Origin of the sequence: Pseudomonas eucalypticola (assembly GCF_013374995.1) — a bacterium.
GTDB lineage: Bacteria > Pseudomonadota > Gammaproteobacteria > Pseudomonadales > Pseudomonadaceae > Aquipseudomonas > Aquipseudomonas eucalypticola.
In genome coordinates this window covers 6,335,925-6,354,708 of sequence record NZ_CP056030.1, presented here as the reverse complement: position 1 = coordinate 6,354,708, position 18,784 = coordinate 6,335,925, and the positions used below count along the sequence as shown (strand labels likewise).

The following is an 18,784-nucleotide window of genomic DNA, read 5'->3' as shown; positions in this document are numbered from 1 at the left end:
TGCTATGAGTAGCGGACGTATCGTTCAAATCATCGGCGCCGTCATCGACGTGGAATTCCCACGTGACAGCGTACCGAGCATCTACAACGCGCTGAGTGTTCAAGGCGCGCCAACCACTCTGGAAGTTCAGCAGCAGCTGGGCGACGGCGTGGTTCGTACCATTGCAATGGGTTCCACCGAAGGCCTGAAACGCGGCCTGGACGTGGTCGACTCCGGCGCTCCTATCTCGGTACCGGTCGGTAAAGCGACCCTGGGCCGTATCATGGACGTGCTGGGCAACCCAATCGACGAAGCCGGCCCGATCGGTGAAGAAGAGCGCCGTGGTATCCACCAGCCGGCTCCTTCGTTCGCTGAACAAGCGGGCGGCAACGACCTGCTGGAAACCGGCATCAAGGTTATCGACCTGGTCTGCCCGTTCGCCAAAGGCGGTAAAGTCGGTCTGTTCGGTGGTGCCGGTGTAGGCAAGACCGTAAACATGATGGAACTGATCCGTAACATCGCGATGGAACACAGCGGTTACTCCGTGTTCGCCGGTGTGGGTGAGCGTACTCGTGAAGGTAACGACTTCTATCACGAGATGAAGGACTCCAACGTTCTGGACAAAGTTGCCCTGGTCTACGGTCAAATGAACGAGCCACCAGGCAACCGTCTGCGCGTAGCGCTGACCGGCCTGACCATGGCTGAGAAGTTCCGTGACGAAGGTAACGACGTTCTGCTGTTCGTCGACAACATCTACCGTTACACCCTGGCCGGTACCGAAGTGTCGGCACTGCTGGGCCGTATGCCGTCGGCCGTGGGTTACCAGCCGACCCTGGCTGAAGAGATGGGTACTCTGCAAGAGCGCATCACTTCGACCAAGTCCGGTTCGATCACCTCGGTACAAGCCGTATACGTACCTGCGGACGACCTGACCGACCCGTCGCCAGCCACCACGTTCGCCCACTTGGACGCCACCGTCGTACTGTCCCGTGACATCGCCTCCCTGGGTATCTACCCAGCGGTCGATCCACTGGACTCGACTTCGCGCCAGCTGGACCCACTGGTCATTGGCCAGGATCACTACGACACCGCTCGTGGCGTTCAGTACGTGCTGCAGCGTTACAAAGAGCTGAAAGACATCATCGCGATCCTGGGTATGGACGAGCTGTCGGAATCCGACAAGCAGTTGGTAACCCGCGCTCGTAAGATTCAGCGCTTCCTGTCGCAGCCGTTCTTCGTGGCTGAAGTCTTCACCGGTGCCCCAGGTAAATACGTTTCCCTGAAAGACACCATTGCTGGCTTCAAAGGCATCCTCAACGGTGACTACGACCACCTGCCAGAACAAGCGTTCTACATGGTCGGCGGCATCGAAGAAGCGATCGAGAAAGCCAAGAAACTGTAATCCCGGCGCCCGGCAACGGGCGCTAATCAGGTTGAGGCAAGCAGATGGCTATGACAGTCCATTGCGATATCGTCAGCGCGGAAGGGGAAATCTTCTCCGGCCTGGTCGAGATGGTGATTGCACACGGTGAACTGGGTGACCTGGGCGTTGCCCTGGGCCACGCACCGTTGCTCACTAATCTGAAGCCAGGTCCGATCCGCTTGATCAAGCAGGGTGGGGAAGAGGAGGTGTTCTACATCTCCGGTGGTTTCCTCGAGGTTCAGCCGAACATGGTCAAGGTTCTTGCCGACACCGTGCAGCGTGCTGCCGACCTGGACGAAGCCTCCGCTCAGGAAGCCGTCAAGGCTGCTGAGAAGGCCCTGAACGAGCAAGGCGCCGACTTCGACTACGGCGCTGCTGCCGCACGTCTGGCCGAGGCCGCAGCCCAGCTGCGCACCGTTCAGCAGATCCGCAAGAAGTTCGGCAAATAAGCCGCAGCCTCTGTGCGATTGAGTAAAAGGGTAGCCTCGGCTACCCTTTTTCTTTTTTCCGCTTTTCATTCTTCGGTCGCCGTTGCCGACCGCTTCGCATTGGTAGCCAGTCAATGTCCCTCGATATCGTCATTCTTGCTGCAGGCCAGGGCACGCGCATGCGCTCGGCCATTCCCAAGGTTCTGCACCCGGTAGCGGGCAACTCCATGCTCGGCCATGTTATCCACAGCGCCCGGCAACTGGCGCCCAACGGTATTCATGTAGTGATCGGCCACGGTGCCGATCTGGTGCGCGAACGCCTGGCCGCCCCCGACCTCAATTTCGTCCTGCAGGACCAGCAATTGGGCACCGGCCACGCCGTGGCCCAGGCGCTGCCTGCCCTGACGGCTGAAACCGTGTTGATCCTCTACGGCGACGTGCCGCTGATCGAGGTCGACACCCTCAAGCGTCTGCTTGCACTGGTTACCCCAGAGCAACTGGGCCTGCTGACCGTCAATCTGGCCGACCCTACCGGCTATGGGCGCATCGTTCGCGATGGGGCGGGGAATGTCAGTGCCATCGTTGAGCACAAGGATGCCAGCCAAGCGCAGCGCGCCATCAACGAAGGCAACACCGGCATTCTCGCCGTACCGGGCAAGCGCCTGGCCGAATGGCTGGGGCGCCTGTCCAACCACAACGCCCAGGGCGAGTACTACCTGACCGACGTCATCGCCATGGCGGTCAGCGATGGCCTGGTGGTTGCCACCGAACAGCCTCTCGATGCCATGGAAGTGCAGGGTGCCAATGACCGTCGGCAACTGGCCGAGCTGGAGCGCCACTATCAATTGCGCGAAGGCCGCCGCCTGATGGCCCAGGGTGTCACCCTGCGCGACCCGGCACGCTTCGACGTACGCGGTGAGGTCACTGTCGGTCGTGACGTGCTGATCGACGTCAACGTGATCCTGGAAGGCAAGGTAGTGATCGAGGACGACGTGGTCATCGGCCCGAACTGTTACATCAAGGACAGCACCTTGCGCCAAGGCGTGGTGCTGAAGGCCAACACCCACCTGGACGGCGCGGTAATGGGCGAGGGCAGCGATGCGGGTCCGTTCGCGCGCTTGCGCCCGGGTACTGTGATGGACGCGCGTGCCCATGTGGGTAACTTCGTGGAACTGAAAAATACCCACATGCACGAAGACGCCAAGGCGGGCCACCTGGCCTATCTGGGCGACGCCGACATTGGTGCACGCACCAACATCGGCGCCGGCACCATCACCTGCAACTACGATGGCGCCAACAAGTGGCGCACGGTGATGGGTGAGGACGTGTTCATCGGCTCCAACAACTCGTTGGTGGCGCCTGTGGATATCCAGGCCGGGGCCACGACTGCCGCAGGCTCGACCATTACTCAGGAAGTGCCCGCAGGCCAGCTGGCTGTGGGCCGTGCCCGCCAGCGCAACATCGACGGCTGGAAGCGCCCTGAGAAAATCAGGAAGTCTTGAGATATCCAAACACACCGTAGCCGCTGCCGCCAGGCTGCGGCTACGTCGTTGTGGATAAGTTGATTCAAGCGCCTGTCGTCACCCGGATCACAGTTCACTTGACGAAAACTCGGCGATAGGTTTTGATTACTTCCGTTATCTTTCGGATCGAAACTTAAAAGCCGCCATGTCGAAACGCAACACTCCCCAGCGCCGTCACAACATTCTTGCCCTGCTCAATGAACAGGGCGAGGTGAGTGTCGACGCGCTGGCTCGTCGCTTCGAAACTTCCGAAGTCACCATTCGCAAGGATTTGGCTGCCTTGGAAAGCAATGGGCTGTTGTTGCGTCGTTACGGCGGCGCGATCCCCGTGCCTCAGGAAATGATCGCCGAGCAGGCGCGAAGCGTTTCTATCCACAAGCAGGCCATTGCGCGCGCGGCCGTGGGAAAGATTCGCGAGCACGCCCGCATCATCATCGACAGCGGCAGCACCACCGCCGCGATGATCCCCGAACTGGCTCATCAGCCCGGGTTGGTGGTAATGACCAATTCGTTGCATGTGGCCAACGCCCTCAGTGAGTTGGAGCACGAGCCCGTGCTGTTGATGACCGGCGGCACCTGGGACCCGCATTCCGAGTCCTTTCAGGGCCAGGTCGCCGAACAGGTGCTGCGTTCGTACGACTTCGATCAGCTGTTCATCGGTGCCGATGGCATCGACCTGGCGCGAGGCACCACCACCTTCAATGAACTGCTCGGCTTGAGCCGGGTAATGGCAGAAGTGGCCCGCGAAGTGATCGTGATGGTCGAGTCCGACAAGGTAGGCCGCAAGATTCCCAACCTGGAACTGCCCTGGAGCAGTGTACACACCCTCATTACCGATGATCGCCTGCCGCAGACGGCACGCGACCAGATTCAGGCCCGCGGTATCAACCTTATCTGCGCCGCCGCCAGCTAGGAGAACAACTCATGTGTGGAATCGTAGGCGCCATCGCCGAACGTAACATCACCGCCATCCTGCTCGAAGGCCTCAAGCGCCTGGAGTACCGTGGCTATGACAGCGCCGGCGTGGCCGTGTACACCAACACCGATGGCGTGCAGCGCCGCCGCCGCGTGGGCAAGGTCAGCGAGCTGGAAGCAGCCCTGGCGAGTGACCCGCTGGTAGGGCAGTTGGGTATCGCCCATACCCGCTGGGCCACCCATGGTGCACCCACCGAGCGCAACGCCCACCCCCACTTCTCCAGCGATACCGTGGCCGTCGTGCACAACGGCATTATCGAAAACCATGAAGTGCTGCGTGAGCGCTTGAAAGGCATGGGCTACGCCTTCGCCTCCGATACCGATACCGAAGTCATCGCCCACTTGCTGCACCACCACCTTAAGACCCTGCCCGACCTGGTCGATGCGCTCAAGGCAACCGTCAAGGAACTGCATGGCGCGTATGGCCTGGCGGCCATTCATCAAGCGCAGCCCGACCGCCTGGTGGCCGCCCGCAGTGGCAGCCCGCTGGTAATCGGCCTGGGCCTGGGTGAGAACTTCCTGGCCTCCGACCAGTTGGCCCTGCGCCAGGTCACTGACCGCTTCATGTACCTTGAAGAGGGCGATATCGCGCAGATCACCCGGGAAAAGGTGAGCATCTGGAACAGCGACGGCCAGCCGGTGCAGCGCGAGAGCGTGCAATACCACGAAGGTGCCGAAGCGGCGGACAAGGGTGAATTCCGTCACTTCATGCTCAAGGAGATTCACGAGCAGCCACGGGTGGTGCAACGCACTCTGGAAGGCCGCCTGGGCCAGGAGCAAGTGCTGGTACAGGCTTTCGGCCCTCAGGCCGCCGAATTGTTCGCCAAGGTGCGCAACGTGCAGATCGTCGCCTGTGGTACCAGCTACCACGCCGGGATGGTCGCCCGTTACTGGCTGGAAAGCCTGGCGGGTATTCCCTGCCAGGTGGAGGTGGCCAGCGAGTTCCGTTACCGCCGTGTCGTGGTGCAGCCTGACACCCTGTTCGTGTCCATTTCCCAGTCCGGCGAAACCGCCGATACCCTGGCCGCCCTGCGTAACGCCAAGGAGCTGGGCTTCCTCGGCAGCCTGGCCATCTGCAACGTCGGCATCAGTTCGCTGGTGCGTGAGTCGGACCTGACCCTGCTGACCCAAGCAGGCCCTGAGATCGGCGTTGCCTCCACCAAGGCGTTCACCACGCAACTGGTAGCCCTGATGTTGCTGACCCTGTCCCTGGGGCAGGTGAAGGGTACGCTGGAAGCGGGTGTCGAAGCCGAGCTGGTGGAAGAACTCCGCCGCCTGCCCACTCGCCTGGGTGAAGCCCTGGCCATGGATGGCACGGTGGAAAAGGTTGCCCAGCTATTTGCCGAAAAACACCACACGCTGTTCCTTGGCCGCGGTGCCCAGTTCCCGGTAGCGATGGAAGGCGCGCTGAAGCTCAAGGAGATTTCCTACATCCACGCCGAAGCGTATCCGGCAGGTGAGCTCAAGCACGGCCCGCTGGCGCTGGTCGACAAGGACATGCCGGTAGTGACCGTGGCGCCGAACAACGAGCTGCTGGAGAAGCTCAAGTCCAACCTGCAGGAAGTGCGCGCCCGCGGCGGCGAGTTGATCGTCTTCGCCGACGCCCAGGCCGAGTTCCGCGATGGCCCGGGAACCCATGTGGTGGCGATGCCGCACATCGTCGATGCGTTGGCACCGATCCTGTACACGATTCCGTTGCAGTTGCTGTCGTACTACGTCGCGGTGCTGAAAGGTACGGACGTTGATCAGCCGCGCAATCTGGCGAAGTCGGTGACTGTGGAATAAAGGGGTTATCGGGTAGGTGCCTAGATTTTGGGAATTAAGTCTGCCGCACGGGAACTAAAGCTGTCGCAGGTGGCCGAGGGTGTCAGCCCCGGCTACCGGCTACCGGCTACCGTGCTGATACTGGCCAGCGCCACTTAGCCTGCCTGCGCAGGTAAACAAACGAAGCGCACCGGTCGCTGGCTAGCATTAATCGCCTGACCATTTAATGGTGTCTGCCATCTGCTTGGTGATCCATTTAAGGAATAACCTGCATTTGGAACTCTCATCGAACGGGCGGGCGACAGTAAGCAATACCTGGAGCCATCCCGCGTGAAGCCGAATGGAGCTATAAGCTGCCTCGACTTCAGCTCATCCTGGACCATGAGCAAGGACGCCATGCCCACGCCCAACCCTGCAGCCGCTGCTTGTATGCAGAGATAGAAATGCTCGTATTCCACTCTTATCGCCCCCGGCGCCGCGACATCCGCCAGCCGCATCCAGTTGTTCCAAGCCAGTGGGCGAGTCGTACTGCGTAGAAGCGGCATATCATCTAACTTCTGGCCCTCTGGCCACAAAGCCGGAATGCACACCGGACCGATCCATTCTTCACAAATCGTTTCGCAGTGAATCGACTCATCCCAGTAGAAGTCGTCCCGACGTAGCGCCACGTCTGCGCCTGAACGGGCAAAGTCGATAGGCCCACCGGCAGCCAGCAGTTGCAACTGCAGGTTCGGGTGTGATGCTTGAAAATCGGGCAGACGGGGTATCAGCCATTTCATCGCGATGGTCGGTTCACAAGACACGACCAGTACTTCTTCGCGCGCATCCCGCTGCAACTGGTAAAGCGTTCCTTCGAGCTGTTCGAAGAAAGGCCGAGTGACGTTGAAAAGTTGCCTGCCAGCGCTGTTCAGGAAAATTGCCCGATTGCGGCGCTCGAACAGTTCGACGCCGATTGCTTCCTCCAACTGCCTCACCTGGCGGCTAACCGCACCATGGGTGACATGCAGTAAGCGTGCGGCTTGAACAAAGCTCTGGGTTTGCGCTGCGACAGTAAAGAAATGGAAGGAGGTCAGAGCGGGTAGCTTCATATGCGCGATGAATTCTCACAGATAAAGGGGAATATAAATCGTTTTTCATCAAGCCGGCAAATTGCCATGCTTCGTCCCTGACTGCATCTCATGTGCAAGTTTGACCAACAGGGAGGAGGAAGCAATGAACTTGATGGAACGTGCCACCACACAGGTCCAGCAACAGGAGGTTTGTTTTGCCCGCCAGTACAGCATTCAAAATCTGTGTGAAATCGTAGCGCAAAGGGATTTTACCCTGGTGTCCTCACGCAAGATCGCGAGCCTGCTAATGCCTCGCAGCTGGCGGCTTCGCCTACCCCGGAAGGCGTGCACCGCGACGGTCTCAACTTCGTATTCATGATGATGGTCAATCGGGTCAACGTGGTTAATGGCGAAATCAGCATATGCGACCGCCACAAACGCCCCTTGAGCCGGTACACCCTCTCCGAGGCGATGGAGGTGGCCATCGTCAACGATGAGCAGACTCTGCATGGGGTTACCCCGATCATCCAGCTCGACCCACTGCAACCCGCTTACCGGGATGTGCTAGTCATTACTTTCAGCAAACGCTGATCCGCTATAGCGGCATGGCTAGCCCATGCCGCATGGAGTCCTCGGATGAACGAATTAATAGCCGTAGCCGCGATCACTATCCTCGCGGTGATCAGCCCAGGTCCTGACTTCGCGATGGTCACCCGTAATAGTTACGCCTATGGGCGTAGCATCGGGCTCACGGCTGCTTTCGGCATTGCCTGCGGCGTGCAGGTGCATGTGTTCTATACCGTGCTCGGTATCGCTTTAGTCATTACCCATTCGCCAATGCTGTTCATGGCCATGAAAGCCCTCGGCGCGGGTTACTTGATCTATCTGGGCTGGAAGTCACTGACCAGCAAGTCATCCCTGCAACTGGGCACCGCCACCGGTCCGCGCCCCTCCGCTGGCAAGGCTTTCGCCATGGGCTTTTTGACCAATGCGCTAAACCCGAAAACCATGCTGTTCGTCGTGGCTACCTATAGCCAAGTTGTGCAAGTCAGCAACAGCCTGGCGATCAACTTCGCTTATGGACTGTTCATGTCGTTCTCGCACTGGCTCTGGTTCAGCTTCGTTGCCCTGTTCTTTTCAGCCGAGGCCCTGCGTCAACGCATGCTGGACAGGCAGCATATAGTCGACAAAGTGATCGGCACCATTCTGATCGGACTAGGCTTGAGCCTGGTGCTGCCTGGGATGGGACGCTGATGAGCAGCTTTAGCAAACTGGCCTGTATCGACCTGGAACGCGTACTGGTGCCTGAGCTGTGGCCTGCGATTGCGGGACGTACCGGCATTAGGGAGTTGTTCGCTACAACCAGAGAGATCCCTGACTATGATGCACTCATGGGCCAGCGCATCACGCTGCTGCGCGAGCATGGAATTACTTTGAGGGATGTCCAACGGATCCTGCACTGATCATCGCTGCCAGGGGTCTAAGCAGCCTGGTAGGCCGCCCCTTTGAGCCTGACCAGGCTCTGTACGAAATGCATCCCAACCCGGCCATGCTGCATTGAAAACAGGCCTTCGCTGGAATACGTTTCATACAGGCCCTAGCGATACGGGGCTAGCTTGCCTCGGCCCCGTCAGCCCACATGCTCACTTCCTCCGCGTCACCCGCCAAACCGTATTCGACAAATCATCGGCGATAATCAGTGCCCCCTTGGGGTCCACCGTCACGCCCACAGGCCGGCCCCTGGTTTTCCCATCCGCACCCCTAAACCCGGTGGCGAAGTCAACGGGTTCGCCCGAGGGCTGCCCGTTGCTGAACGGTACGAACACTACCTTGTAGCCGACTGGATTCTCGCGGTTCCAGCTGCCGTGCTCGCCCACGAATGCACCTTGGGCGAATTTTTCGCCCATGGACGCCTGGGAGAAATCCACGCCCAGCGCCGCCACGTGTGAACCCAGGCTGTAGTCGGGCTTGATCGCCGCCGCGACCTTGGCGGGGTCTTGCGGCTGGGCGCGGGTATCGACGTTCTGGCCCCAATAGCTGTAGGGCCAGCCGTAAAAGGCGCCGTCTTTCACGGATGTCAGGTAATCAGGCACCAGATCCGGGCCCAGCTCGTCGCGCTCATTGGCCACCGCCCACAGTTTGCCCGTGCCAGGCTGAATTCTGAGCGCAGTGGGGTTACGCAGGCCCGTCGCGTAGGCGCGGTGGGCACCGGTTTGCGCATCCACTTCCCATACCCTGGCGCGGTCGATTTCCACTTCCATGCCGCGTTCGGTGATGTTGCTGTTCGAACCGATACCGACGTACAGGAAACGCCCATCAGGGCTGATGGCCAGAGATTTGGTCCAGTGGTGGTTGATCTGCCCGGGCAGGTCGGTAATTTTCGTGGGGGGGCCGCTGGCCTTGGTCTGGCCGTCGGTGTAGTCGAAGCGCACCAGGCTGTCCTGGTTGGCGACGTACACATGGCCATTGCCATAGGCCAGGCCGTAGGGCGCATTGAGGTTGTCGGCAAAGACGGTTTTGACCTCATAGGTACCATCCCCATCGGCGTCGCGCAGCAGGGTCAGGCGGTTGCCGCCTTTGACCGGGGTGGTACCCCGGGCTTTTACCAGACTCGCGATCACGTCCTTGGGTTTGAGCGCTGCTTCTGTGCCACCTTTGCCTTCGGCCACCAGGATATCGCCGTTTGGCAGCACCAGTGTCTGGCGCGGGATCTTCAAATCCGTGGCGATCGCATTGATCGTGTAGCCTTCGGGTACCGATGGCTTTTCACTGCCCCATGCCGCGGGTTCGGCAATTTTCATCGTGGGCAGCAGGCCGCGTTCCGGTGTTGGCAATTTCGGGTCGGGGCCGTGGGCCTGGGTGCTGTCGCCTTCGCCATTACAGGCGCTCAGCAGCAAGGCCATGCTCAGGGCAGTCAGTGCGTGTGAAGGTCTCATTGAACACCCCCGGTGCGCAGATTGGTGAGTCCTACCCAAGTGGCGATGCAAGCCAGCGGGGCGGTGATGACTGACAGCACCAGGCCCGAAGGCATGACGGCCCAGGCATCCTTGGCGTGCTGGAACGAGTTGACCAGGCCAAGGGCCCACGTCACCAACAGCAACAGGAAGTACAGGACGGGCCGGCCGCGCCTGGGGTTCGCGCGCACCAGGTTGACCAGGGCAAACAGCAACGCCAGGCCGCAGAACAGCTCGGCGCCCGCCAGCAGCCAGGCGGCGAAGTTGCTCCACTGACTCTGGTAGGTCTGGAAGTAGGCGATGTCACTGATGAGTGCGCCCAGAAACAGGGGAACGGTCCCCGCCAGCACCGTGGCGTGCAGCGGGCCCGGCGTGGTGGGATAGGGGAGGCGAGCGGTAGCGGTCATGATGGCTCCTTTATCGTTCAGCGGCCCCGAGCAGGGCGCTGACGCTCAAACTGCGCCTAGGAACCGATCCTGCGGCTGGCAGGAAAGTTCAAAGCGCTTGCCGAGCCCCAGCCATGCAGCGCAAACCGTTCGCATGGAAACAATGTGTAACGGAAGAAATCCCACAAAAATCCGCACCATGGTCTAAGACCATAGTATTGCACCCCATGACACCGCCAAATTCTGGACTACCCTAATCTCAGAGAAGTCTGAACTAGGGGGTTACCACATGCTCGCGCAATTACCACCGGCCTTACAGAATCTTCAGCTACCGTTGCGCCTGAGACTCTGGGATGGTCATGAGTTCAACCTGGGCCCCGAGCCCAGCGTTACCATCGTGGTGAAAGACCCACAGCTGGTGACGCAATTCACCCATCCGAGTCTCGACCTGCTGGGTACCGCCTTCGTCGAGGGCAAGCTGGAAATGGAAGGTTCGATCGGTGAGGTAATCCGGGTATGCGACGAGCTCAGCCAGGCGCTGGTCGATGATGACGAAGGCGACCAACCCATTCGAACGGTGCACGACAAGGACACCGACGCCGCCGCCATTTCCTATCACTACGACCTGTCCAACGAGTTCTACCAGCTGTGGCTCGACCAGGACATGGCTTATTCCTGCGCCTATTTTCAGACCGGCACCGAGACACTGGAGCAAGCCCAGCACGCCAAGTTCGAGCACCTGTGTCGCAAGCTTCGGCTGCAAGCCGGTGATTACCTCCTGGACGTCGGCTGCGGTTGGGGAGGGTTGGCTCGCTACGCCGCTCGGGAGTACGGCGCCAGGGTATTCGGTATCACGTTGAGCAAGGAGCAACTCAAGCTCGCTCGCGAGCGCGTGAAGGCCGAGGGGCTGGAGCATCTGGTGGAATTGCAGCTTCTCGATTACCGCGACCTGCCTCAGGATGGCCGCTTCGACAAAGTGGTGAGCGTCGGTATGTTCGAGCATGTCGGCCACGCTAACCTGCAGGTGTATTGCGAAAAGCTGTTCGGTGCCGTGCGTGAAGGTGGCCTGGTGATGAACCACGGCATTACCGCCAAGCATACGGACGGTCGACCGGTAGGGCGTGGGGCAGGAGACTTCATCGAGCGCTATGTATTTCCCCATGGGGAGTTGCCGCACATGGCGATGATGTCGGCTCGCATCAGCGAGGCAGGTTTTGAAGTGGTCGACGTCGAAAGCCTGCGGCTGCACTATGCCAAGACCCTGGACTTCTGGAGCAAACGCCTGGAGGCGAACCTGGAAAAAGCCGCTGCCATGGTGCCCGACCAAGCGCTGCGGATCTGGCGGCTTTACCTGGCCGGATGCTCCTACGCTTTCGCCCAGGGCTGGATCAACATCCATCAGATCCTGTCGGTGAAAACCTACTCAGACGGTAGCCATGGTTTGCCATGGACCCGTGAGGATCTGTACCGCTAGTCCTGCGCAGGCGGCGCATCTACAGGATGGGTGAGATCAACCTGGCGATGCGCATGCCCAGCTTCTGTAGCCGGTGCGTGCGCCGGCTGTCCTCTACCGTGATCTCGCGCGACAACGCAAAATCGGCCTCGAGCATTTCCTGCACCTGGCTGGCGAACGCTTTGTCCACCGTGAGCAGCATGATTTCAAAGTTCAGCCGGAACGAGCGGTTGTCCATGTTGGCGCTGCCTATGGCGCTGATCTCGCTATCCACCAGCACGACCTTTTGATGCAGGAACCCCGGCCCATAGCGGAACATCCGTACGCCGGCTCGCACTGCCTCGAAGGCAAACAGGCTGGACGCGGCATACACCACTTTATGGTCTGGCCGCGACGGCAGCAGGATGCGCACATCCACCCCACGCAGGACTGCCAGGCGCAAGGCGGCGAACACGGCCTCATCGGGAATGTAATAGGGGGTAGTGATCCACACCCTTTCCGTAGCTGCATGAATAGCTTCCACGAAAAATAGCGAGCAGGTTTCCTGGGCATCTGCCGGGCCGCTGGCGAGCACCTGGCAAAGCACGCCGTTGTCGGCGTAGGTTTCGGGCAGGATCAAAGGAGGCAATTTGCGTGAAGCCCAGAACCAGTCTTCAGCAAAGGATTCCTGCAGGCAGGCCACGACCGGGCCAGTGATGCGCACATGGGTGTCGCGCCAGGGCGAGAGCTTGGGGTTGCCACCCAGGTATTCGTCGCCGACGTTATGGCCGCCGATGAAGCCGACCAGGCCGTCGACCACTACGATCTTGCGGTGGTTGCGAAAGTTGACCTGGAAGCGGTTGAGCCAACCACTGCGAGTAGCGAACGCGCGCGCTTTGACGCCGGCCTTGCGCAAGGTGTCGCCGTATTCACGGGGAAGCGCGTGGCTACCCACGCTGTCGTACAGCACATAGATCTTCACGCCTTCCGCTGCCTTCTTCAACAGCAGGGCTTGCAGCTCTCGGCCTATGTGGTCGTCATGAATGATGAAGAACTGCACCAGCACCACCTCGCGCGCCTGGCGAATGGCGTCGAAGATGGCATCGAAGGTTGCCTTGCCATTGACCAGCAGGCTGACCTGATTGTTGGCCAGGCAGGGCATGCGTCCAAGTTTCGGCATCGCCCGCAGTGAATCATAGGAGCTGGAGTTGCGCGCCGTCAGCGCTTCTTCCACCCATGGGCGCCAGTCCAGGTCGGCGATGGCCGTATGCATTTCCCGGTTGGCCTGGCGCCGGGCCTCAATGTAGGCGTCGAACGTGCTGCGGCCAAACACCAGGTAGGGGAGAAGGGTAAGGTAAGGTACGAACACCAGTGACAGGGCCCAGGCAATGGAGCCTTGCGCTGTACGAACCGTTAGCACCGCATGGACGGCGGCGATGATTCCGACCAGGTGAACCAGGCCAAACAGGTAGCCAAAAAACCAGGGGCTGTGATAATCCATGCGCGGCGTTGCTCCCGAATGCGTTGTGTCTAACAGACCACGTTAACCTCTGCTTGTCTCGAAATAATTCTGCTTGCAACGCCCCGAGTGTTTCAGCGTCCAAGTAACATCATCCAGCCAAGACTGGAACCATTCCCAGGAGCTACCCATGAATATTCGTTTGCCGGCTGTGGCATTGGCCCTTTGTCTTACAGCGCCCTTTGCGCAGGCGCAGATGCTCCAACCGGGCTTGTGGGAACTGACCACTAGCAACATGCAGGTCGACGGTAATGCGCTGCCGGACCTCAACGTGATGCTGGGGCAAATGCAGATGCTGGCGCCTGAACAGAAAGCCATGGTCGAACAGGCGATGGCCAAGCAGGGGATCACGGTAGGGGGCAAGGGCATCCGCAGCTGCCTGACTCAGGCCCAGGTGCAGAGCAACGACATTCCGTTGCAAGACCCGCAATCGGGTTGCACTCAGCAGATCACCTCGCGCCAAGGCAACGTGTGGAACTTCCGATTCAGCTGCCCGAAAGCCCAGGGCACTGGCCAGGCCACGTTCCTCAGCCAACGGGAGTTTCTGACCAAGGTCAGCGGTACCTTCAATGCCACCGGTACCCAGCAGAAAGGTAGTATGGAAACTCGGGCCGTCTGGCTGGGCAACGATTGTGGGAGTGTGCGGCCACGCAGTTGAACACTACGAGCACCCATGCCACGGGAGCGCCATCGGCTGGCGTTCCACGTGGAACACCCAATATTCAATATGTAGAAAGTTTCACAATCTGGACGAGAGGCCCGGTTTAGAGTCGCGCACGATGCGGACCCTGCGCCTGCGCTATTTCATCTTTGGCGACAATCCGCATGTTACATTATAACGATGCGATCATTGTCATTCCTTCGATGAACCCTTGCCGGATTCGCCATGCACAGACGCCAACTGCTCAACCTGATCCTGGCCAGCACTACGCTGGCCCTGCCATTTGGTGCCTCCGCGGCGCTGGTGCGCGATGCGCGATTGTGGCGTAGCAGTGACAAGCTCAGGGTCGTGTTCGATTTGAGTGGCCCGGTGCAATTCAAGACCTTCACCCTGGAGGCGCCCGACCGGTTGATCGTCGATGTAGCTGGCGCACAACTCAGCGGTGACTTCACTCATTTGAACCTGGCGGGCACCAGCGTGCGGGCCATTCGTTCTGGCCCGTTTGGCCATGGCGACACCCGCATCGTGTTCGACCTCAAGGCACCCATGCAGACCACTGCCTTCCTGCTGGGCCCGCAGGCCGGCCAGGGGCATCGGCTGGTCTTGGACCTGATGCAACCTGGCTACGCAGCCGTACCCGCCGTTATCGCCAGCACCCCAAAGCCCGAGGCCGTCGAGCCGGTTCAACCTGAGAGGCCCAGTGCCAGCAACTTCCATCCCAAGCGCGACATCGTTGTTGTGGTCGACCCCGGCCATGGCGGCAAGGATCCCGGCGCCATAGGGGGCAAAGGCGAGCGAGAGAAAGATGTGGTGTTGTCCATCGCCCAGCTCTTGGCGCGCCGCTTGAAACGCGAGAAAGGCTATACCGTGCACCTGGTGCGCAATGATGACTTCTACGTACCACTGCGCAAGCGCGTGGAGTTCGCTCATCAGCGTAACGCCGACATGTTCATTTCGGTGCACGCCGACGCCGCGCCGCGGCTTACGGCATCCGGCGCCTCGGTGTTCGCGCTGTCGGAGAACGGTGCCACGTCCGCCACTGCACGCATGATGGCTGAACGCGAGAACGGCGCTGATCTGCTGGGTGCTGCCAGCCTGCTCAACCTCAAGGACAAGGACCCCATGCTGGCTAACGTCATCATCGACATGTCCATGAATGCCACCATCGCTGCCAGCCTCCAACTGGGCCATACCGTGCTCGGGAGCCTGGCCGACATCACTACGCTGCACCAGAAGCGCGTGGAGCAGGCTGGCTTCGCGGTACTGAAGTCTCCCGACGTGCCTTCCATCCTGGTGGAGACGGGGTTCATCTCCAACGCCAGTGATGCCCAGCGCCTGGTGACTGCGCGGCATCAGCAGGCCGTGGCCGACCGTTTGTTCGACGGCATCAACACGTACTTCTCGAAGAATCCTCCCAGTGGCTCCTATGTAGCCTGGCGCCAGGAGCAGAAAGCTCAGCAAACCGCCTGAAGAGACAATCGGTATTGGCTATCCCGCAATGTTATACTATAACATTGCGGGATAGCCTGGCAGTTCATTCCACAAGACCAGGCCGCCCTGGAGGAACAGAACATGCCCCATCGCCTTCCCGTGACCGTGCTCTCAGGTTTTCTGGGTGCCGGCAAAAGCACGTTGCTCAACCACGTGCTGCGCAATCGCGAGAACCTGCGCGTCGCGGTCATCGTCAATGACATGAGCGAAATCAACATCGACGGCACCGCAGTGCAGCGTGATGTCAGCCTCAACCGTGCCGAAGAAAAATTGGTGGAAATGAGCAATGGCTGCATCTGCTGCACCTTGCGCGAAGACCTGCTCGAAGAGGTTGCACGGCTGGCCGATGAGGGCCGGTTCGATTACCTGCTGATCGAGTCCACGGGTATCTCCGAACCCCTGCCCGTGGCTGAGACGTTTACCTTCCGTGATGAACACGGGCGCAGCCTGGCAGACCTGGCGCGCCTCGACACCATGGTCACCGTCGTCGACGGGGTGAACTTCCTGCGTGATTATGAGGCTGCCGAGAGCCTGGCCAGCCGCGGCGAAACGTTGGGTGAGGAGGATGAACGGGCCATCACTGACCTGCTGATCGAGCAGGTGGAATTCGCTGACGTCATTCTCATCAGCAAGATCGACCTCATCGCCAGCAGCCAGCGCGAGGAACTCACGCAGATCCTCAAGCGCTTGAACCCGGAGGCCCAGGTCATGCCGATGGTCATGGGCCAGGTGCCCTTGGGCCGTATCCTCGATACCGGGCTGTTCGATTTCGAGCGCGCGGCCCAGGCGCCCGGCTGGCTGCGCGAATTGCGCGGCGAGCACGTGCCCGAAAGCGACGAATACGGAATCACATCGGGTGCCTACCGGGCCCGTCGCCCGTTTCACCCCCAGCGCTTTTACGACTGGCTCAACGCGCCCTGGGCCAACGGCAAGTTGCTGCGCTCCAAGGGCTTCTTCTGGTTGGCCAGCAAGCCTCAGGAAGCGGGTAGCTGGTCACAGGCCGGTGGCCTGGTGCGTCACGGTTTCGCCGGGCGGTGGTGGCGGTTCGTGCCCCAGGCCCATTGGCCTCAAGATGCCGAAGGCACCGCCTCGATCATGGCGCACTGGCAGGCCGATTGCGGTGATTGCCGCCAGGAGTTGGTGTTCATTGGTCAGCGTGTGGATTTCGCCCGTCTTGCCGCTGAGTTGGACGGTTGCCTGCTGACCGACGCCGAGATGGCTCTGGGGGTGGATGAATGGCAACAATTGCCGGACCCCTTCGGCCCCTGGCACGAGGACGCGGCCTGATCAGGGCTTCAGCCAGGTGCCTTGGCTGCGTTGCTCGCAAAAGGGCTGGAGGTAGGCAGCGTCGGTAGCCACGCCGTAATAGTGGATATCCTGACGATAAGGCATATTGTCCACATGGGCGTTGCTGCACACCCCAAAGGCACCCGCCGGGCATTGGTCGACGAATGCCACGTCGACCTTCTGGCCCGGCAGGTTGGGCTCACAGAAGCCGTCGTGGAACAGCTTCTGAGGCATGTTGCGGTTCTCTTGGCAGACCTTCACATCCAGCCGCTCGGCATGGCTGTGAACAACGCAGGCCTGGGCCCAGGCCTGACTGCTGGCGAGGGTCAGCACCAGCACACCCCAAAAACGCATTCCTACCTCCACTCAAGAAAATACCGATGCTCGAGAATATACCGACCTATGTCATCGCCGGGCCGCTGGGGGCTGGCAAGACCAGTCTGATCCGCCAGTTGATGGCACAACGGCCTGCCCACGAGCGCTGGGCGGTGCTGATCAACGAGTTTGGCCAGATAGGCCTGGATGCCGCGTTGTTGAGCACCGGTGAAGATGGTATCGCACTGGCGGAGGTGGCGGGGGGCTGCCTGTGTTGCGTGAACGGCGCGCCGTTTCAGGTAGGGCTGGGGAGGCTGCTGCGCAAGTCGCGCCCGCACCGGCTATTCATCGAACCCTCCGGTCTGGGCCACCCGCTGCAATTGCTGACGCAGTTACGGCAGGCACCTTGGCGTGGGGTGTTGGCGGTGCAGCCTTTGATCATGGTCTTGGACGCCAAGGCCCTCGCCTGTGGACAAGTCCTGGCAGATGTTCAACGCGAAGCATTGCGGGAAGCTGGGCTCGTGGTGATCAATAAAGCCAACGAAGTGCCTGTGGAAAAGCGGTTGTGGATAAAATCACAAGTCGTTGATATTAAAACTATTTTTACAAACGAAGGGTTTTTGAGTGTTTCATATTTGGAACACCAGGCAGAATCTCGTATTTTCGTGGGTGTGGATAGTATTCCGAACGGCCCGGGTGCGCCCACCGACCTGTGGATAGATCCGTTTCGCCCCGTAATCTCTGTGCATAACCAGCAGGAAGGCTGGAGCATCGGTTGGCGATGGCATGCAGAGCGGATTTTCGAACCGGAAAAGCTGAAGGCGTGGTTATCCACAATGGATTGGCGTAGAGCCAAGGGAATTGTCCGTCTTGGGGATAACTGGGAGTCGTTCAACGCTGTGGATAACGTTATGCCGGAGTGGCAACCCACCGAGTGGCGAAAGGATTCGAGGTTGGAGTTGATCTTCACCCGCCCGCAGGACCGGCGGATGTTGGAACAGGGCCTGCGCGAATGTCTGACCAACGGGTGAACGCGTAGCAGCGGACCTGGCCGCGTCAGCAGTACACGCGATCTACCCATGCACACCCCGCCTGTCTCGCTGCCGCGGAGCCCGGGCAGCCCTGGCCAGACTCAGGGACGCCAGCGCTTGTGCTCTTCGCGCCACTGGCTCATTTCGATCACCTCGGCGCTGGGATGGGTCTTGATTTCGAACGGGTAGGGCGCCAGTTCAATCTGCACGGCGTGCCCGCCGAACTGGGTGATGGTGCCGGGGTGGCGCTGCTCGCCCGTCACGGTGAATTCGAAGGTGTAGACCCGGGCGAAGCGGCGGCGACCATTGGCATCGCGTACAAAGCCGAAGCGCTTGAACGCCACGTTCTCATCCAGCAATTCCAGATCCAGCTTGGCGCAGTGCTGCTTGACCCGCTCCAGTGCCCGCTCGCGCAGGCCATGGTTGTGCCACAGCCAGGCAGCACCGGTGCCCAGTACCATCAGCACCAACAGATTTCCGAGGGTAAACATCGAGGAATGCTCCAACTAAGTAGGCCCAGCTTAACTGCGACTTCAGTCTGTCGTACAGACGGTATTTAGCGCCATA

At 60.2% G+C, this 18,784-nt stretch carries 18 protein-coding genes and 1 pseudogene; 13 read left to right on the top strand and 6 right to left on the bottom strand.

The features are described from left to right. Positions 1-4: 4 nt before the first annotated feature. From atpD to glmS, 5 genes are all read left to right on the top strand, one after another. Entirely contained in the window at positions 5-1,381 is a 1,377-nt protein-coding gene (atpD, locus tag HWQ56_RS28650; protein WP_158152983.1) for a F0F1 ATP synthase subunit beta, read from the top strand. A gap of 44 nt (positions 1,382-1,425) precedes the next feature. Continuing rightward, the gene (locus HWQ56_RS28645) at positions 1,426-1,851 is read left to right on the top strand and encodes a F0F1 ATP synthase subunit epsilon (protein ID WP_158152982.1); all 426 of its coding nucleotides are present in this window, start codon (positions 1,426-1,428) and stop codon (positions 1,849-1,851) included. Between the two features lie 113 nt (positions 1,852-1,964). Beyond that, positions 1,965-3,332 carry a bifunctional UDP-N-acetylglucosamine diphosphorylase/glucosamine-1-phosphate N-acetyltransferase GlmU gene (gene glmU, locus HWQ56_RS28640; RefSeq protein ID WP_176572306.1) on the top strand — a complete coding sequence of 456 codons (1,368 nt, stop codon included), beginning with the start codon at positions 1,965-1,967 and terminating at the stop codon, positions 3,330-3,332. A gap of 166 nt (positions 3,333-3,498) precedes the next feature. After that, positions 3,499-4,266, top strand: a complete 768-nt coding sequence (locus HWQ56_RS28635) for a DeoR/GlpR family DNA-binding transcription regulator (RefSeq protein WP_158152980.1) — start codon at positions 3,499-3,501, stop codon at positions 4,264-4,266. 11 nt (positions 4,267-4,277) lie between these two features. Beyond that, positions 4,278-6,113, top strand: coding sequence for a glutamine--fructose-6-phosphate transaminase (isomerizing) (gene glmS, locus HWQ56_RS28630; RefSeq protein WP_176572305.1), 1,836 nt, complete (start codon positions 4,278-4,280; stop codon positions 6,111-6,113). 186 nt (positions 6,114-6,299) lie between these two features. On the opposite strand, the pseudogene HWQ56_RS28625 reads toward glmS, so the two are convergent. Beyond that, positions 6,300-7,180, bottom strand: a pseudogene (locus HWQ56_RS28625) (LysR substrate-binding domain-containing protein). Between the two features lie 306 nt (positions 7,181-7,486). On the opposite strand from HWQ56_RS28625, the gene HWQ56_RS28620 reads away from it, so the two are divergent. From HWQ56_RS28620 to HWQ56_RS28610, 3 genes are read left to right on the top strand one after another with little or no spacing between them, the layout of a single operon-like run. Continuing rightward, positions 7,487-7,732 carry a 2OG-Fe dioxygenase family protein gene (locus tag HWQ56_RS28620; protein WP_425331924.1) on the top strand — a complete coding sequence of 82 codons (246 nt, stop codon included), beginning with the start codon at positions 7,487-7,489 and terminating at the stop codon, positions 7,730-7,732. A gap of 45 nt (positions 7,733-7,777) precedes the next feature. Then, the gene (locus tag HWQ56_RS28615; RefSeq protein ID WP_176572304.1) at positions 7,778-8,395 is read left to right on the top strand and encodes a LysE family translocator; all 618 of its coding nucleotides are present in this window, start codon (positions 7,778-7,780) and stop codon (positions 8,393-8,395) included. After that, positions 8,395-8,604, top strand: a complete 210-nt coding sequence (locus tag HWQ56_RS28610) for an HAD family hydrolase (RefSeq protein ID WP_176572303.1) — start codon at positions 8,395-8,397, stop codon at positions 8,602-8,604. The genes HWQ56_RS28615 and HWQ56_RS28610 overlap by 1 nt, the downstream gene beginning before the upstream one ends. A 180-nt stretch (positions 8,605-8,784) precedes the next feature. Here the strand turns inward: HWQ56_RS28610 and HWQ56_RS28605 are convergent, their stop codons facing one another. Together HWQ56_RS28605 and HWQ56_RS28600 are read right to left on the bottom strand one after the other, a co-directional pair. Beyond that, positions 8,785-10,077, bottom strand: a complete 1,293-nt coding sequence (locus HWQ56_RS28605) for a PQQ-dependent sugar dehydrogenase (protein WP_176572302.1) — start codon at positions 10,075-10,077, stop codon at positions 8,785-8,787. Further along, the gene (locus tag HWQ56_RS28600) at positions 10,074-10,502 is read right to left on the bottom strand and encodes a DUF2231 domain-containing protein (protein WP_176572301.1); all 429 of its coding nucleotides are present in this window, start codon (positions 10,500-10,502) and stop codon (positions 10,074-10,076) included. The genes HWQ56_RS28605 and HWQ56_RS28600 overlap by 4 nt, the downstream gene beginning before the upstream one ends. Positions 10,503-10,770: 268 nt before the next feature. On the opposite strand from HWQ56_RS28600, the gene cfaB reads away from it, so the two are divergent. Next, a complete protein-coding gene (gene cfaB, locus HWQ56_RS28595; protein ID WP_176572300.1) occupies positions 10,771-11,955 on the top strand; it encodes a C17 cyclopropane fatty acid synthase CfaB in 1,185 nt (394 codons plus the stop codon). A gap of 19 nt (positions 11,956-11,974) precedes the next feature. Here the strand turns inward: cfaB and cls are convergent, their stop codons facing one another. Beyond that, positions 11,975-13,414, bottom strand: coding sequence for a cardiolipin synthase (gene cls, locus HWQ56_RS28590; RefSeq protein ID WP_158152973.1), 1,440 nt, complete (start codon positions 13,412-13,414; stop codon positions 11,975-11,977). A 148-nt stretch (positions 13,415-13,562) separates the two neighbouring features. Here cls and HWQ56_RS28585 point away from each other — a divergent pair, with 148 nt between their 5' ends. From HWQ56_RS28585 to zigA, 3 genes are all read left to right on the top strand, one after another. Then, complete coding sequence (locus HWQ56_RS28585; protein ID WP_158152972.1) at positions 13,563-14,090, top strand: DUF3617 domain-containing protein; 528 nt, start codon at positions 13,563-13,565, stop codon at positions 14,088-14,090. Positions 14,091-14,318: 228 nt separating this feature from the next. Further along, the gene (locus HWQ56_RS28580) at positions 14,319-15,563 is read left to right on the top strand and encodes an N-acetylmuramoyl-L-alanine amidase (protein WP_158152971.1); all 1,245 of its coding nucleotides are present in this window, start codon (positions 14,319-14,321) and stop codon (positions 15,561-15,563) included. Positions 15,564-15,665: 102 nt separating this feature from the next. After that, entirely contained in the window at positions 15,666-16,871 is a 1,206-nt protein-coding gene (gene zigA / locus HWQ56_RS28575; RefSeq protein WP_176572299.1) for a zinc metallochaperone GTPase ZigA, read from the top strand. Here the strand turns inward: zigA and HWQ56_RS28570 are convergent, their stop codons facing one another. Beyond that, positions 16,872-17,225: an NADH:ubiquinone oxidoreductase gene (locus tag HWQ56_RS28570; protein ID WP_158152969.1), complete on the bottom strand. Its 354-nt coding sequence runs from the start codon at positions 17,223-17,225 to the stop codon at positions 16,872-16,874. 26 nt (positions 17,226-17,251) lie between these two features. Between HWQ56_RS28570 and HWQ56_RS28565 the strand changes: the two genes are divergently transcribed. Continuing rightward, entirely contained in the window at positions 17,252-18,217 is a 966-nt protein-coding gene (locus HWQ56_RS28565; RefSeq protein ID WP_176572298.1) for a CobW family GTP-binding protein, read from the top strand. A 101-nt stretch (positions 18,218-18,318) separates the two neighbouring features. Here HWQ56_RS28565 and HWQ56_RS28560 read toward each other — a convergent pair whose 3' ends face one another. Beyond that, a complete protein-coding gene (locus HWQ56_RS28560) occupies positions 18,319-18,708 on the bottom strand; it encodes a DUF3301 domain-containing protein (RefSeq protein WP_176572297.1) in 390 nt (129 codons plus the stop codon). Between the last annotated feature and the right edge of the window lie 76 nt (positions 18,709-18,784).

Bases quoted from the DNA above. Each gene is read 5' to 3' on its own strand.
- atpD (WP_158152983.1), top strand. From the start codon at position 5: ATGAGTAGCGGACGTATCGTTCAAATCATCGGCGCCGTCATCGACGTG.
- HWQ56_RS28580 (WP_158152971.1), top strand. From the start codon at position 14,319: ATGCACAGACGCCAACTGCTCAACCTGATCCTGGCCAGCACTACGCTG.
- zigA (WP_176572299.1), top strand. From the start codon at position 15,666: ATGCCCCATCGCCTTCCCGTGACCGTGCTCTCAGGTTTTCTGGGTGCC.
- cfaB (WP_176572300.1), top strand. From the start codon at position 10,771: ATGCTCGCGCAATTACCACCGGCCTTACAGAATCTTCAGCTACCGTTG.
- glmU (WP_176572306.1), top strand. From the start codon at position 1,965: ATGTCCCTCGATATCGTCATTCTTGCTGCAGGCCAGGGCACGCGCATG.
- HWQ56_RS28615 (WP_176572304.1), top strand. From the start codon at position 7,778: ATGAACGAATTAATAGCCGTAGCCGCGATCACTATCCTCGCGGTGATC.
- HWQ56_RS28610 (WP_176572303.1), top strand. From the start codon at position 8,395: ATGAGCAGCTTTAGCAAACTGGCCTGTATCGACCTGGAACGCGTACTG.
- HWQ56_RS28570 (WP_158152969.1), bottom strand. From the start codon at position 17,225: ATGCGTTTTTGGGGTGTGCTGGTGCTGACCCTCGCCAGCAGTCAGGCC.
- HWQ56_RS28560 (WP_176572297.1), bottom strand. From the start codon at position 18,708: ATGTTTACCCTCGGAAATCTGTTGGTGCTGATGGTACTGGGCACCGGT.
- HWQ56_RS28585 (WP_158152972.1), top strand. From the start codon at position 13,563: ATGAATATTCGTTTGCCGGCTGTGGCATTGGCCCTTTGTCTTACAGCG.
- HWQ56_RS28600 (WP_176572301.1), bottom strand. From the start codon at position 10,502: ATGACCGCTACCGCTCGCCTCCCCTATCCCACCACGCCGGGCCCGCTG.
- HWQ56_RS28635 (WP_158152980.1), top strand. From the start codon at position 3,499: ATGTCGAAACGCAACACTCCCCAGCGCCGTCACAACATTCTTGCCCTG.
- glmS (WP_176572305.1), top strand. From the start codon at position 4,278: ATGTGTGGAATCGTAGGCGCCATCGCCGAACGTAACATCACCGCCATC.
- HWQ56_RS28605 (WP_176572302.1), bottom strand. From the start codon at position 10,077: ATGAGACCTTCACACGCACTGACTGCCCTGAGCATGGCCTTGCTGCTG.
- HWQ56_RS28565 (WP_176572298.1), top strand. From the start codon at position 17,252: ATGCTCGAGAATATACCGACCTATGTCATCGCCGGGCCGCTGGGGGCT.
- HWQ56_RS28645 (WP_158152982.1), top strand. From the start codon at position 1,426: ATGGCTATGACAGTCCATTGCGATATCGTCAGCGCGGAAGGGGAAATC.
- cls (WP_158152973.1), bottom strand. From the start codon at position 13,414: ATGGATTATCACAGCCCCTGGTTTTTTGGCTACCTGTTTGGCCTGGTT.